This is a genomic window from Streptosporangium sp. NPDC049046 (genome assembly GCF_040649155.1).
Classification (GTDB): Bacteria; Actinomycetota; Actinomycetes; order Streptosporangiales; family Streptosporangiaceae; genus Streptosporangium.
This window is the reverse complement of record NZ_JBEZEZ010000020.1, coordinates 1-14,014: the sequence shown is the minus strand read 5'-3', so window position 1 is coordinate 14,014 and position 14,014 is coordinate 1. Positions and strand designations below refer to the sequence as shown.

The following is a 14,014-nucleotide window of genomic DNA, read 5'->3' as shown; positions in this document are numbered from 1 at the left end:
AAGTTCCTACAAGCTCAAGACCTGCCCACTTTCGTCTGCTTGCCCGGTCCATCGCTGCAAAAATTCACCATCTACCTCTCGACTGAGGCTAACCGTAAGTCCGGCGGCTGGCCTTTCCTGGATGCCGTTAATGACCCGGACAGAGACGCTCACGACGAGATTCAACCCTCCTTGTAATCATGAATCGAGAGCCGACCCTTCCGGCCACCTGGCTTACACATCCGACCATGGATGGCGCCGGTCCTTCTTCACTCTCACGGCGCTCTTATCGGACTCCTCTCGCGTCCACGCGATATTCGCGTGCCATCATCCCCGATAGACGTGACCCAGGTCGCCTGGCCGCTGGTCACAGCGCAGCACTGCAGGCACTGCCACCGCGAGCCGATTTTCTTCGAGTGCCGCGCATCAGGTCGGCGAGATGGTTCAAGAGGGCGTTCGACAGCGGCAGGCGGGCGGTGTGCCGGTGTCTTCGTCGCCGATGTGAGCGGCGCGGCTGAGCACGGGACGACTGCTTCAGCTTTCGTTCGCGGCCGAGTACGGTGGCTGCCGGGCCTGGTTCCGGAACTGTGCGGGCGATGAGCCGACCACGCGGCGGAACGCGGTGCTGAACGCGCTCTCGGACAGGTAGCCCGTGGCCCGTGAGAGCTCGGAGATCGACAGGGTGTCGCGGGCGAGGGCGTCGCGCGCGAGGCTCATGCGCCATTGGATCAGGTACTCCAACGGCGGGATCCCGACGTGGTTCTTGAAGGCCTGGGCGAACGCGGAACGCGACATGTGGCTGATCTCGGCGAGTTCCTTGAGGCTCCAGGAGTGGGCCACGTCCGCGTGTACGGCACGCAGAGCGGCACCGATGCCGTCCTCGTTCAGGGCACCCAGCCAGCCGGTTGGCCGGTCTGTCTGACCGGCGTGAGCACGCAGCATGTGTACGAGCAGGATCTGTGCGAGGTGGTTCTGCACCAGCGGGCCGCCGGCGGCGGCGATCCCGATCTCGGTGGCGAGGAGATCGATCAGCTGCGCGAGCCGCCTGCCGTGAGGATCGGCCCTGCGGACGATCACGAGCGGCGGCAGAAGATCGGTCAGCAGGGCCGCGTTCCCGTCGTCGAACGCGATGTGCCCGACGCAGAGGTAGAAGTCCTCCTCGGACTCCGGGCCGATCCGCACGAACCCGTCTTCGGCACCCGCCAACACCGGCTCCGCGGGGCGCGGGCTCGCGTCGAGCGTGCCGGCCAGCACGTAGGGCGGCGGGTTGCCCAGCATGAAGGTGTCACCCTCCCGCAGGAGCACCGGCTCGTGCCCTTCGAGGATCAACCAGCACGTGCCGCGTACGAGGCCGCCGATCCGCACGTGCAGGAACGTGTCGAAGCGCAAGGCCCACTCTCCCGCGGCCCGGAGACTGGGCCCGATCACCGTGTGGGGCCGGAGCAGGCCGATCGCGTCGGCCACTGGATCCCCAAATCCGAGCACCGGCGACACCTCCTGGACGATACGTAAAGAATGCCGGATTTTGCATTATGGATGGTATCCCCGATCTCTCGCAGTATCGATGTCGAACGGATCGGCATCGAGAGAGTGATGGAGATACCCGCATGGGACAGCTGGAAGGCAAGACGTCGGTGGTCACCGGGGGCAGCACCGGTATCGGTCTGGCCACCGCCGTACGGCTGGCGGACGAGGGCGCGTACGTGTTCGTCACCGGCCGGCGCGAGCCCGAACTGGAGGCCGCCGTCAAGACCATCGGAGCGGATCGGGCCGCCGCGGTCGTCGGCGACATCTCGAAGCCGGAGGACCTGGACCGGCTCTACGAGGCGGTCCGGGCGCGAGGCGGGGGTTTGGACGTGCTCGTGGCGAACGCGGCGATCGGTGCGTTCGTGACGCTGGAGCAGACCACCGAGGAGCACTTCGACCAGACCTTCGCGGTCAACGTCCGAGGCACGCTGTTCACCGTGCAGAAGGCGTTGCCGCTGCTCAACGACGGAGCCTCGATCGTCCTGGTCGGTTCGACGGCCGGCGACCGTGGAGTGGAGGCGTTCGGCGCGTACGCGGCGTCGAAGGCGGCCGTCAGGTCCTTCGCGCGGACGTGGTCCAACGAGCTCAAGGGCCGTGGCATCCGGGTCAACGTGGTCTCGCCGGCATGGATCGAGACTCCCGGGGGCACCGCCATTTTCGGTGACGAGGAGACCGCCCGGGCCGTCAAGGAGAATGTCGCCGCGACCGTGGCCAAGGGCCGCATGGGTCAGCCCGAGGAGGCCGCCGCGGTCGTGGCCTTCCTGGCCTCGGAGCAGAGCAGCTACGTCGTCGGCGCGAACATCCACGTCGACGGTGGCGCGAACCAGATCTGAGCAGGCACCACGCGGTGGGTGGCATCTGAAGCGTTCGTTTTCCACCTGCCCGACCGCGAACGACGCTCGGCCAGGCGTCCCCGGCCGAGCGTCTCGCCATGCTTCTCACCGCCGACTCCGGAATGCGCCGGCTGCGGCGGGGCTACGCCGTGCCTACGAGGTCTGGCGCGTGAGCTGGGTCAAGGCCCCGCGCCAGTGCACGCCCAGGCTGTAGAGCACGCGTGAGTCGGGGGCGAGGAGCGGGCCGGCGTGGTTCATCACGCCTGTCGGCCCGATCTCCCTGCACATGGCGGGCAGACCTTCTCCGACGCATCCCGCGTATGTGAGGTCGCCGTTGGAGGAGCGGCGCAGGTGAGTGGCCGCGCCCCACGTGAACGACGGGCCCTGGGTGCTGCCGTAGACGCTCGCGCCGTCGGCGGAGACGGCCACGTCCACGTACGCTCCCTGGGGGCCGGTGGGCCTGCACCCGGCGGCGAAGCCGATGCATCCCTGGTAGGCGAGGTCCCCGTTGCCCGTAAGGCGGCGCAGATGGCTGACGCCGCCCGGGCCGGAGACGTACAGGCTGTCGCCGGCCGGGGTGATGGCGCCCCTGGTGATGCCGAGCAGGCCGTCGGTGGTGGGGACGTTGCAGCCGCTCGTCCCCGCCTCGGAGAGGCAGCCCGTCTCTGCCAGCGAGCCGGTGGCCAGGTCCCGGCGGAAGTGCGTCACCGAGCCGGGATTCCTGGCCACGATGTAGAGGCTGCGCCCGTCGGCGCTCAGCACCGCGTCGCCCGCGGAGGTCATCACGCCGGTGCGGCCGATCGTGGTGCAGCCGGGCATCGCCTCGCCGATGCAGCCGTGGAAGGCCAGGCGGCCGGTTCCGTTGTCGTGGCGCAGGTGGTAGACCGCGCCCTTGCCGGATCCCGCCGCGTACAGGTACAGGTCGCGGCCGTCGGCGGTCGCGGTCAGCGCGTGGTCGGCCGTGGACCAGGGGGCGAGTCCGGGCAGGGCGGCGACGCCACCGCAGTCGTGGTCCCAGGCGCAGAAGTCGGTGTCGAGGTCGCCGTTGGTCAACGTCCGGAACCCGACCACCGCCGCGGGGGTGGAGGCGTACACGTGGGAGCCGGCGGCCACCACGGAGCCGGCGGCGTACAGGCGGTCGGGCAGCACCACGCCGCCCACCCTCGTCGGCCGGCAGCCCGTGACACCGCCCATGCATTCGGTGAAGGTCAGGGTGTCATCTGCGGCCCGGCGGAAGGAGGAGATCGCCGGTTTGGCCGTGCCCGACCCCCCGTCGCCGCCGGCCACGACGTAGACGGTGTCGCCGGTGGGCCGCATCGTCGCCGCGGACGCCCAGTCGAGGGGGTTGACCGGGCCGATGTGTACGGCTCCGGGCACGTTGTAGGAGATCGTCCGGACGAAGCCGATATCGCCCACCGCCGCCTGCGCGCCGGTGGGAAACGCCAGAACCAGTGTGAGTGCCACGGCGATGCCCGCGGCCCACCGTGATGTACGGCCGATTGCCAGCACGTTGTGCTCCTTTCGTCGGATCGACGATCGGCGACGCGCAGGCCGTCTGGGAACGCGTTCGGAGTTATCCGGACAAGGCCGTACAGCGGCCATCGAGATCCTGAGGACGCTTGAGGCGGGTGCTGATCCAATGCGCCGTCGACGGGGGGCGTTCATCTGCCGGTGGAGGCGACCGACCGGTGGAGGCGCTGTTCACCGGCGTGTTCCGAGCAGGCTGCCCGAGCACGGCGGCGTGTGCGGGGGATGTCGGGGGCGACCGCCGTCTCAATCCGTTCCACGGTGGGTGACGGCAGCCTAACGATTCCGATCACACCGTGCCCGCACACTTCGTATCGCTTCATGTGATCTTGCGGTCACGGAATGATGAGATTATGTCGGGACGCGTTCTGAAATGGGCGGGCATCATCGTGTTCATCGGCACGGTGAGTGCGATGGGCTTCTATCTGTTCACCCGGGACATGCTGGAAGAGGCCGACCAGTCGGCGAGTGTGATCGGTGTGTTCATCGCGCTGAGCAGTCTTGCCCTGACGCTCTACGGGATGCTCACCGACCGCTTTGCCCGCTCACCCTCGACGCCGGCCAGCCCCGAAGAGACCATCGCTGCGGCCAAGAAGGCGCTGACCGGCCTGGTCTTCCAGCAGTGGCGTACCGAGGCGGCCATCCGGTCCTTGGATGATCCCGAACCGATCCGGATCTCCTGGCACCTGGTCACCGACGCCGGGGTGATGGACCATCCCCGGCTGGTCGGTGAGAACCTGTTGATGTTCAGCGGATCCAGCGACCAGATCCCCAAGCTGGTTCATGCTTTTCAAGGGTTGCGGCGTCGGCGGTTGGTCATCACCGGGGGACCCGGCAGTGGCAAGACCACCCTGGCCATCCAGCTACTGCTGCACCTGGTGGCCCCGGGGCGTGACGCGGCCGACCCGGTGCCGGTGCTGGTGCCGGTCAACGGCTGGGACATCGACCTCCACCCGCGGCTGCACGACTGGCTTGCCATGCGCCTGCCTTTGGACTATCCGGCGCTGACCGCCCCGCAGTTCGGGACAGGCGCCGCCAAGGCTCTGCTCGATCGCGGCCACATCCTGCCCATCCTGGACGGCTTGGACGAAATTCCTCCGCAAGCCCGCATCGCGGTGATCTCGGCGTTGAATCGGTGGCTGGCCTCCGGCGATCAGTTCATTCTCACCAGCCGCACCACCGAATACGACCAAGCGGTCAGGCAGGCCGGGGATGTACTGACCGCCACCGCGGTCATCGCCCCGGCCGCCATCACTCCTGACGCCGCCGAAACCTACCTGCGCACCACCCTGCCACCGACGCCTCGCCATGACTGGGCCCCAATCTGGGTCGCGCTGCGTGACGGTTCCTGCCCAGGCCTGAGTCGGCTGGCAGAAACCGCGCTGGGACTGTGGCTGATTCGCACCGTCTACATCACCACTGCCGCCGACCCCGTCCCGCTGACCGGTCCCTTGGCCCAGCAGGACGCGACGCTGCGGGCTCATCTGCTGGACCGTCTCGTCGTCGCTGTCATCAACGACCGTCTCCCCAGCCGTAACCCCGCCGACCATTTCCGGCCCCGCATCGCCTGGAAACCCGACTGCGCTCGCGAGCACCTGACTTACCTGGCCCGCGTGCTACAAGACCATGACACCTACGACTTGGCCTGGTGGCACCTCGCCCAAAACACCATCCCTCACAGCGAACGCCGCCGCGTCATCTGGCGAGTCGGACTTCTGAGCGGTATCGCGGTCGGGCTCGTGGTCGGAGTCGCGGGCGGGATCGTGGAGGGTGTCGCGGTCGGACTCGGGTTCGGTATCGCGGCCGGGTTCGCGGGTGGTACATGGTTCAGTGAGACCCCCGGATATGCCAACCTGTATCTGCCAGGAAGAACAGCCGACCTCATCAAACACGTGCGAAACGTGCTCGCGGGCGGGATCGGGGGCGTGCTCACGGTCGTCTTCGCGGTCGTCTTCGCGGTCGTGCTCGTGGTCGTGCTCGCGGACGGGCTCACGGTCGGGCTTACGGTCGGGCTCATGGTTGCGCTCACGGCCGTGTTCGCGGCCGTGTTCGCGGCCGGAGCGGTGGAGTGGGCGGAACAGCCCGCGTCCTCCACGGTCGCAACCACACCGCTGACGAGCTGGAAAGCCGACAGAACCCTGACACTGCTACGAACCATAACGTTCGGGCTCCCGTTCGGGCTCGCGGGTGGGCTCGCAGGCGGGCTCGCGGACGGGCTCACAGTCGGAATCGCGATCGGGATCGCTGTCGGGATCGCGTTCGGGATCGCGAAGGGAAACCACCATGCCTGGCTGGCCTACACCATCGCTGTCTGGCGACTGGCCAAGAAAAAGCATCTACCCCGCAAGCTGATGGCGTTTCTCGACGACGCCCACCGCCTCGGGCTGCTCCGCACCGTCGGCCCGATCTACCAGTTCCGCCACGCCGAACTCCAAGACCACCTCGCCGCCCTGCCCTCACCGATGGCGCGGCCACAGCGCTGAGATTCACCGGGAATGCCACCTGAATTCGAACACCCCCACCCCGGATCGTTCAGATCAACCTGACACCTCCCAGATCAGCGGCTTCGCCAGTGGTGGCCGCACCACCACCGGACAGGGGCGTTCAGATCGCGCTGGATCGCCTCGCCGTCCCTGACGAGCGCATCGCCGTCCAGATCGAGGCGCGCGACCGGTTGGCGGCGACGCTGCGTCGGGTGGCCGGGGGGAAGATCCGCCCGGTTGCCTGACCTGCGTTCCACGGTCACGGCGACTCGTCGATGACGGCGGTGGCCTTTTTCGCGTCTGTTCGCGCCTGCGATCGGGGGAGGAGCCGCCAGGGGCACGGTCCGATGTGACAGGGAATGCGGTCGGATCGGCATCGGCGCAGTTCAGGGGTGTGATGGCGTGACGGCGTCGAATCCCGGCCTTCTCGTTCGACGCGTCAGCGAGGCCGGGTGAGACCGGCGGAACGAGTACGGCGACGGATTCCCGTCGCGGCAGAGAGGAAACCGTCATGACCGCCTTGCACCCCGGACCCACCGCCACCCGTTCCGCCACCCCGGCGACGCGTGTGCTGCTCACCTGCGCCGTCGCCGCCGCGCCTCTCTTCGCGGCCGTGTCGCTGGCGCAGGTGTTCACCCGCGAGGGCTTCGATCTGACGCGTCATCCTCTGAGCATGCTGAGCACCGGTCACCTGGGCTGGCTGCAGATCACCAATTTCCTGGTCAGCGGGGTTCTGACGGTGGCCGGCGCGATCGGCCTGGGCCGCGCGCTGCGGGGTACGCCCGGTGGCACCTGGGCGCCCCGGCTGGTCCTGGTCGCGGGGATCGCGATGGCCGCGGCCGGGGTGTTCGTCATGGATCCGGGCGACGGCTTCCCCGCGGGCACTCCGCTGGGTCAGACGGGCACGTTGAGCGCGAGCGGCCTCATGCACATGGTCGCCGGGTCCATCGCGTTCACCGCGTACATCGTGGCCTGCTTCGTGCTGGGCCGCCACTTCTCCCGGGCGGGCCGCCCCGGCTTCGCCGCCGCCTCGCGGCTCAGCGGTCTGGTCTTCGCCCTCGGCAACGGGTGGGCGATGACGGGCGGAACGGCCGGATCGCTGACCCTGGCGATCGGCGCGCTCACCGGGATGGCGTGGATCGCGGTGGTGGCGGCGGATCGGTGGCTCGCGCTCAGGTAGTGGGATCCGTACGACCCGGTCTTCTCGCGTCGCGAGGGGGCCGGGCTCTTCGCGTTCCGAGGACTGGGGACGCGCCGCACCTCGCCCTTTTCATTTTGTACCAGATTCGCGCGCCTCATGAGACATCAAAAAGTACTTCATACTGCCCGTTGCGAACCGACCCGACGAACGATGGGGGCAACGGAATTGGGTTACGTACGGGGTTTCGAGGAGATCGACTCGACGGATATCGCGGACGTCGGAGGAAAGGGGGCGCACCTGGGCGAGCTCTCGCGAATCAACGGCATTCGCGTGCCGGACGGCTTCTGCGTCACGACGGAGGCCTTCCAGCGGGTCGTCGCCGAGGCACCGTCGATCAACGCTCAGCTTGATCTGCTGTCGCGCGTGAAACCGGACGACCACGCGGCGATCCGCACCCTGAGCGCCGAGATCCGCCGCGTCGTCGAAGGCGTGACGATTCCCGCCGATCTCGTGGCGGCGATCGGTGAGTCGCTCGCCCGGCTCGGGGAGCAGGAATCCTGCGCGGTGCGTTCCAGCGCGACGGCCGAGGACCTGCCGACCGCGTCCTTCGCCGGCCAGCAGGACTCGTACCTGAACATCGTGGGCCTGCCGGAGATCCTTGCGCACATCCGAATGTGCTGGGCCTCGCTGTTCACCGAGCGGGCGGTGACCTACCGGCGCCGTAACGGCTTCGACGACCGCAGGGTGCGGATGGCCGTGGTCGTACAGCGGATGGTGTTCCCCGACGCGGCAGGGATCCTCTTCACCGCCGATCCCGTGACCTCGAACCGGAAGATCGCCACCGTGGAGGCCGGCTGGGGGCTCGGCGAGGCGCTGGTCTCCGGCCTGGTCGCCGGGGACGTCTACGCGGTGCGCGACGACCGGATCGTCACCACGGCGGTCGCGACCAAGTCGCGGTTCGTCCAGGCGTCGCAGGCAGGCGGCACCCAGGAGGCACCCGTCGAGCCGGGGCGTCAGACGCAGCCGGCCCTGACGGACGCACAGGTCGTGCGTCTGGTGCGGCTGGGCCGGCGCATCGAAGCGCACTTCGGCAGGCCACAGGACATCGAGTGGTGCCTGGTCGGCGACGACTTCCACATCGTCCAGAGCCGGGCGATCACCACCCTGTTCCCCGTCCCGGAGACCGACGACCAGGACAACCACCTCTACGTCTCCGTCGGCCACCAGCAGATGATGACCGACGCGATGAAGCCGCTGGGACTCTCCGTGTGGCAGATGACGACCCCGAGGCCGATGCCCGAGGCGGGCGGACGGTTGTTCGTCGACGTGGCCCCTGCCCTGGCGACGCCCGCGGGACGCGCGAGCATCCTCGGGACCCTGGGGAAATCCGACCCGCTGATCCGGGACGCGCTGCAGACCGTCCTCGACCGCGGCGACTTCATCCGCTCGGTTCCCGACGAGGACTCCGTCGCCGCACCGGCCGGTGCCCCACCCGCTCCGATCGAGACCGATCCGGCCGTCGTCACCGAGCTGATCCGACACAGTCAGGAGTCCGTCGCCACCCTGCGGAGCGAGATCCAGCTCTTGTCGGGGACGGCGCTGCTCGACTTCATCCAGGCCGACATCGCGGAGCTGCAGCGCATCCTGTTCGATCCGCGGAGCCTTCAGGTGATCATGGCGGGGATGGAGGCGGCCTGGTGGCTCAACGACCACCTCGAGGCGTGGCTGGGGGAGAAGAACGCGGCCGACGCGCTCACGCAGTCCGTCCCGCACAACGTCACCTCCGAGATGGGGCTGGCGCTCCTCGACGTGGCGGACACGATCAGACCGTACGCCGACGTCGTGACGTTCCTGCAGCGCGTCGTGGACGAAGGCCGGGAGGGCGACGGCTTCCTGAACGAGCTGGCCGGGCTCGCCGGCGGGCAGGAGGCACGTGACGCCATCCGGGGCTACCTCGACGACTACGGCATGCGCTGCACGGGCGAGATCGACATCACCAGGACGCGCTGGAGCGAGCAACCCGCCACGCTCGTGCCCACCATCCTCGGCAACATCAGGAACTTCGAGCCGGGCGCCGGCAAACGACACTTCGAACAGGGACTCCTGCAGTCACGAGCGAAAGAGCAGGAACTTCTGACGCGACTGCGCGCCCTGCCCCTCGGGGAGCGGAAGGCCGAGGAGACCAAGCGGATGATCGACCGCGTCCGCACCTTCGCCGGATATCGGGAGTATCCCAAGTACGGCAAGGTCAGCCGCTACTTCGTCTACAAGCAGGCGTTGCTGAGGGAGGCCGACCGCCTCGTCCGCTCCGGCGTCCTGCGCGAGAAAGAAGACATCTTCTTCCTTCGTTTTCCTGAGTTGCGGGAAGTCGTGCGCACCAACGACGCGGACGCCGAGCTCATTCTCGAAAGGCGGGAGGCGTTCCGGTCGTACGAGGCGCTCACGCCGCCCCGGGTCCTCACCTCGGACGGCGAGGTCATCACCGGCCGGTATCGGCGTGAGGACGCCCCGTCCGGCGCGCTGGCCGGTCTCCCGGTCTCGGCCGGGACCGTCGAAGGCCGTGCCCGGGTCGTCACGGACATGGCGCGGGCCGACCTGGAGGCGGGCGACATCCTGGTCACCGCCTACACCGACCCTGGCTGGACCCCCCTGTTCGTCACCGTCGCCGGACTGGTGACGGAGGTGGGCGGCCTGATGACGCACGGGGCGGTGATCGCGCGGGAGTACGGCCTGCCGGCCGTCGTGGGGGTGGAGCAGGCCACCCGGCTGATCCGGGACGGGCAGCGGATCCGCGTGCACGGAACCGACGGGTACGTCCAGATCCTCGACTGAGCCGACGCGGCGTCCCGGCACCCTTGAATCTTTCAAGGGTGCCGGACGCGACTCGCGATCGGCGGACCGAAACATCAGACATACGCCTTCAGTGTCGGCGTCCATGGAAATTTCATCAACGTCGCTGGTTGCACGTTCTCCCGCGCGGTCGTTTCCCTGCAAGACGACGAATCGACCGGCGATGGATTCGGACTTCGAGATCACCTCGCCGTAATGGTTGCGGCTCTGTTGAAATCGCTCGACCGTTGACCGTGCCGGGTGAGGATGCTGAATTCGCGGTGGCCGATGTCAGAAGTATTAAGGAGGAACGGAGATGCTCGCCGCGAAACTGCTTCGTCGAGGGCTGGCGCTCGGATCCGCGCTCATCGTCACCTGCGCGTTGGGTGTCGTGAGCGTGGCGCAACCCGCCGCCGCGACCAGCGCCGTACTGTACGGCAGGGTGGAGTGCACCAATTCCAACCACTATGGAAATGTCAGCAACTGGTATCCCTTGAACGTGAGGCTCTCCACCGGATCGTCCCAGATAGTCCCCGGCCTGGTCACCGTTCCAGGCACGTACGCGTTCCAGTTCACCCAGGCGCTGCCCGCCGGGGCCACAGGCATGGGGGTCAGGGCCCTGTGCAGCAGCGGCCACTCCCCGTATGGCGACTTCGACGGAACGTCCGAGTACACCAGCATTCCCGCCGGGACAACCAGCATCACCGCGAGTTGGAGGTGCTCCACGGCACCGGTCAACCCTGGCCCGTGGATGACCAACTGCTCCCTGCGGTCGGTGTCGTTCAGCTAGATCTCATTCGGTTCCGGCGAGTCCGCGCGTCTGCGCTCAGGCCGGAGCCGGGCGAGGTGAGTGAGGACTCCCAGGCCGGTGAGCGAGCTTCCCGGAGCGGGCATCCGGGATCATCGGCATCACGTGCGGCTCCCTCCGAGGGGCCGCCGGGGGTCTTGGCGGCCGGTTGCCGGTTTGTTCGACGGTTTCTTTGACGGTGTCCGACTGCTCGCGCTCGATCCCAGGCGCGCGTCACGTCGAGGTGCGTGAGGCGTGGCTTGACGGCCTGGGCGCCAAGATGATGCGGAAGACACAAAATTGCAATCGACCCCAAATTTTCAGTAGGCTCCAAATATGTCTGAGGGCCTGCGCGAACGCAAGAAGCGACAGACCCGGCAACGTGTCTCCGATGTGGCCCTCGGCCTGTTCGTCGCGCGTGGCTTCGACAACGTCACGATCGCCGAGATCGCTGCGGCTGCCGAGGTGTCGGTCAACACCGTCTACAACTACTTCCACACCAAGGAGGACCTCGTCCTGCCCCCGGAGGAGGCATCCCCGCAGCGACTGGCCGACATGGTGCGCGGGCGTGAGCCCGGCCAGTCGGCGGCCGACGCGGTCCTGGCGCGGCTGCGGCAGGAGGTGAGCGGGCATGAGCGCAAGGTCGGGCTGAGCGAGGGATTCGGCCGCGTGCTGGAGATGATGCGAGCCGCGCCCACGCTGACCGCCCGGCTTGAGCGGCTTGCCCACCAGATGACCGCCGAGCTGGCCGATCGGTTGGTCCAGGAGACCGGTGCCGAGTCCGGCGACCCGGTGCCGCAGGCTGTCGCCTGGCAGCTTGGGAGCCTGCACAGCATGGTCCTGTCGGAGATCGGCAGGCGGACCACGGCCGGCGAGCGGCCGGACGTCATCGCCACGGACGTGCTGAAGCTGATCGACGCCGCGGAGGGCCTCATGGGGGAGCGCCTGCTCGGCTATGCCGTACGAGAGGGATGAGCAGTTGTTCAGAGTGACGATCAGAGGGAAGTTCACCGGGCTCGACGACGCGGGGCGGGTGGCCGTCCTGGCCGCGGGCGACCTCGCCTACACCGAGGCCGGGACGTTCACCCACGATCAAAGCATGACGGCCTTCACCTTCCGCTGCCAGGTGCCGGCAGGTCCGGACGACGGCCAGGACGAGGCGGCGCTCGGCGCGATGGCCGCGCTGGAGGCGCACGGGCATTCGCACGAGATCCTGCAGCTCGCGGTGACCGACATGCGCGAGATCAAGATTCGCCCCAAGGGGCGTCGGATGTGACCGCCGAGCCGGCCTCGGCATGGATCACGTCCCGGTACGAAACCAACAGCGCTGCCGCTTGACGGTGACATCGCCGGCTACGTTGACGGCCGCGCCCTCGGGCCGGGGCCTTCGGGCAAGTCATGACGGTGTCCACGCTCAGCGGGCTTGTCGCTCGTCGCGATTGCCGATCGCTTTCGGCGGACGGGGTGAGAGCGCCGCCTCCGGGCGGACGTCGGGAACGGATACCGGGGCCGCCTCCGGGAAAAGTCGTGGGAAATGAACCTTTCATCCGTTTTGTAGCGTATGGCCAGTTCCCGGGCGGTCGCCGTCCGGGGAGTGTGCGCCACGGTTGCTCCGGGGCCGGGGGGTGGGCGACGGTGGTGACCCTCTGGCGTGAGGACTCCGCCCTCACTCGGCGCGCCAGGACTCGTCATCCCGGCATTCGAAATCCCGGCCTTCAAAAGGAGACCTTCACACGATGAGGCCACGTACGCTCCGACTTCTGCGCGACCAAGTGCACGTGTCCGACGGCGTCACCGTCCACCGAGTCCCGGTCTGGCGGATGGTCGTCGCGGCCGCCGTCGCGCTCGCGACCGCGCTCATGTTCACCACCGTGCTGGCGGGCCCCGCCTCGGCGCACGGCTCGATCAGCGACCCGCCTTCGCGCAACTACGGCTGCTGGGAGCGCTGGGGAGGTGACTTCCAGAACCCGGCCATGGCCCAGCAGGACCCGATGTGCTGGCAGGCATGGCAGGACAACCCCAACGCGATGTGGAACTGGAACGGGCTGTTCCGCGAGAACGTCGGCGGCAACCACCAGGGCGCGATCCCCGACGGACAGCTGTGCAGCGGCGGCCGGACCGAGAACGGCCGTTACCGGACCATGGACACGGTGGGCGCGTGGAAGACCGTGGACCGTCCCTCCTCGTTCACGATGAACCTGCTGGACCAGGCCTCGCACGGCGCGGACTACATCCGCGTCTACGTCACCAAACAGGGCTTCAACCCCAAGACCCAGGCGCTGAAGTGGAGTGACCTGGAACTCGTCAACGAGCTGGGCAGGAGGCCGACGGGCACCACCACGGCCATCCCGGTGAACGCGCCGGGCCGTACCGGTCACCACATCGTCTACACCGTCTGGCAGGCGAGCCACCTCGACCAGTCGTACTACTTCTGCAGTGACGTCAACTTCACCGGCGGCACGAACCCCAACCCGACCCCGACTCCCACTCCCACGCCCACGCCGACCCCCACTCCCACTCCCACCCCGACTCCGACTCCGGGTACGGGCGGCTGCTCGGCCACCTACCGCGTCACCTCCCAGTGGTCCGGTGGCTTCCAGGCCGACGTGAGCGTGACCGCCGGCTCCAGGGCGATCACCGGCTGGACGGTGAACTGGACCTTCGCCAACGGCGAGAGGATCAGCTCGTCCTGGAGCGCGACCGTGACCGCGAACGGATCCGCGGTCACCGCCCGCAACGCCGCCTACAACGGCTCGCTGGGCGCCGGCGCCTCCACCACCTTCGGATTCATCGGCTCCGGCTCCGGTAACGCCCCAACCCTCACCTGCACGGCGACCTGACCCTCTCCCGCCGAGCGGGCACACGTCGGCGCCCCCCCCCAACGCCGCGCGCCGACGCAGCCCCGTAA

Annotated in this window: 11 protein-coding genes; 8 read left to right on the top strand and 3 right to left on the bottom strand. The window is 68.3% G+C overall.

The features are described from left to right. Positions 1-513 precede the first annotated feature (513 nt). Positions 514-1,464, bottom strand: coding sequence for an AraC family transcriptional regulator (locus AB0B96_RS26570; RefSeq protein WP_362902811.1), 951 nt, complete (start codon positions 1,462-1,464; stop codon positions 514-516). 122 nt (positions 1,465-1,586) lie between these two features. Between AB0B96_RS26570 and AB0B96_RS26565 the strand changes: the two genes are divergently transcribed. Further along, a complete protein-coding gene (locus AB0B96_RS26565) occupies positions 1,587-2,339 on the top strand; it encodes an SDR family oxidoreductase (protein WP_362902809.1) in 753 nt (250 codons plus the stop codon). Between the two features lie 153 nt (positions 2,340-2,492). On the opposite strand, the gene AB0B96_RS26560 is transcribed toward AB0B96_RS26565, so the two are convergent. After that, positions 2,493-3,848, bottom strand: a complete 1,356-nt coding sequence (locus AB0B96_RS26560; protein ID WP_362902807.1) for a hypothetical protein — start codon at positions 3,846-3,848, stop codon at positions 2,493-2,495. Positions 3,849-4,219: 371 nt separating this feature from the next. Between AB0B96_RS26560 and AB0B96_RS26555 the strand changes: the two genes are divergently transcribed. Next, positions 4,220-6,349 (top strand): NACHT domain-containing protein, encoded by a 2,130-nt coding sequence (locus AB0B96_RS26555; protein ID WP_362902805.1) that lies wholly within the window; start codon positions 4,220-4,222, stop codon positions 6,347-6,349. Between the two features lie 74 nt (positions 6,350-6,423). Here the strand turns inward: AB0B96_RS26555 and AB0B96_RS26550 are convergent, their stop codons facing one another. Next, positions 6,424-6,612, bottom strand: a complete 189-nt coding sequence (locus AB0B96_RS26550; protein ID WP_362902803.1) for a hypothetical protein — start codon at positions 6,610-6,612, stop codon at positions 6,424-6,426. 248 nt (positions 6,613-6,860) lie between these two features. On the opposite strand from AB0B96_RS26550, the gene AB0B96_RS26545 reads away from it, so the two are divergent. The 6 genes from AB0B96_RS26545 (at position 6,861) to AB0B96_RS26520 (ending at position 13,946) form a co-directional block, all read left to right on the top strand. Beyond that, complete coding sequence (locus AB0B96_RS26545) at positions 6,861-7,529, top strand: DUF998 domain-containing protein (protein WP_362902801.1); 669 nt, start codon at positions 6,861-6,863, stop codon at positions 7,527-7,529. Positions 7,530-7,700: 171 nt separating this feature from the next. Further along, complete coding sequence (gene rph / locus AB0B96_RS26540; protein WP_362902799.1) at positions 7,701-10,322, top strand: rifamycin-inactivating phosphotransferase; 2,622 nt, start codon at positions 7,701-7,703, stop codon at positions 10,320-10,322. Between the two features lie 313 nt (positions 10,323-10,635). Next, a complete protein-coding gene (locus AB0B96_RS26535; RefSeq protein ID WP_362902797.1) occupies positions 10,636-11,109 on the top strand; it encodes a hypothetical protein in 474 nt (157 codons plus the stop codon). Between the two features lie 333 nt (positions 11,110-11,442). Then, the gene (locus tag AB0B96_RS26530) at positions 11,443-12,081 is read left to right on the top strand and encodes a TetR/AcrR family transcriptional regulator (RefSeq protein WP_362902795.1); all 639 of its coding nucleotides are present in this window, start codon (positions 11,443-11,445) and stop codon (positions 12,079-12,081) included. 4 nt (positions 12,082-12,085) lie between these two features. After that, the gene (locus tag AB0B96_RS26525; protein ID WP_362902793.1) at positions 12,086-12,382 is read left to right on the top strand and encodes a DUF6204 family protein; all 297 of its coding nucleotides are present in this window, start codon (positions 12,086-12,088) and stop codon (positions 12,380-12,382) included. Between the two features lie 460 nt (positions 12,383-12,842). Beyond that, a complete protein-coding gene (locus tag AB0B96_RS26520; protein WP_362902791.1) occupies positions 12,843-13,946 on the top strand; it encodes a lytic polysaccharide monooxygenase in 1,104 nt (367 codons plus the stop codon). The last annotated feature ends 68 nt before the right edge of the window (positions 13,947-14,014 follow it).

Coding starts and splice junctions, on each gene's coding strand:
- AB0B96_RS26545 (WP_362902801.1), top strand. CDS start 6,861: ATGACCGCCTTGCACCCCGGACCCACCGCCACCCGTTCCGCCACCCCG.
- AB0B96_RS26555 (WP_362902805.1), top strand. CDS start 4,220: ATGTCGGGACGCGTTCTGAAATGGGCGGGCATCATCGTGTTCATCGGC.
- rph (WP_362902799.1), top strand. CDS start 7,701: ATGGGGGCAACGGAATTGGGTTACGTACGGGGTTTCGAGGAGATCGAC.
- AB0B96_RS26530 (WP_362902795.1), top strand. CDS start 11,443: ATGTCTGAGGGCCTGCGCGAACGCAAGAAGCGACAGACCCGGCAACGT.
- AB0B96_RS26520 (WP_362902791.1), top strand. CDS start 12,843: ATGAGGCCACGTACGCTCCGACTTCTGCGCGACCAAGTGCACGTGTCC.
- AB0B96_RS26565 (WP_362902809.1), top strand. CDS start 1,587: ATGGGACAGCTGGAAGGCAAGACGTCGGTGGTCACCGGGGGCAGCACC.
- AB0B96_RS26535 (WP_362902797.1), top strand. CDS start 10,636: ATGCTCGCCGCGAAACTGCTTCGTCGAGGGCTGGCGCTCGGATCCGCG.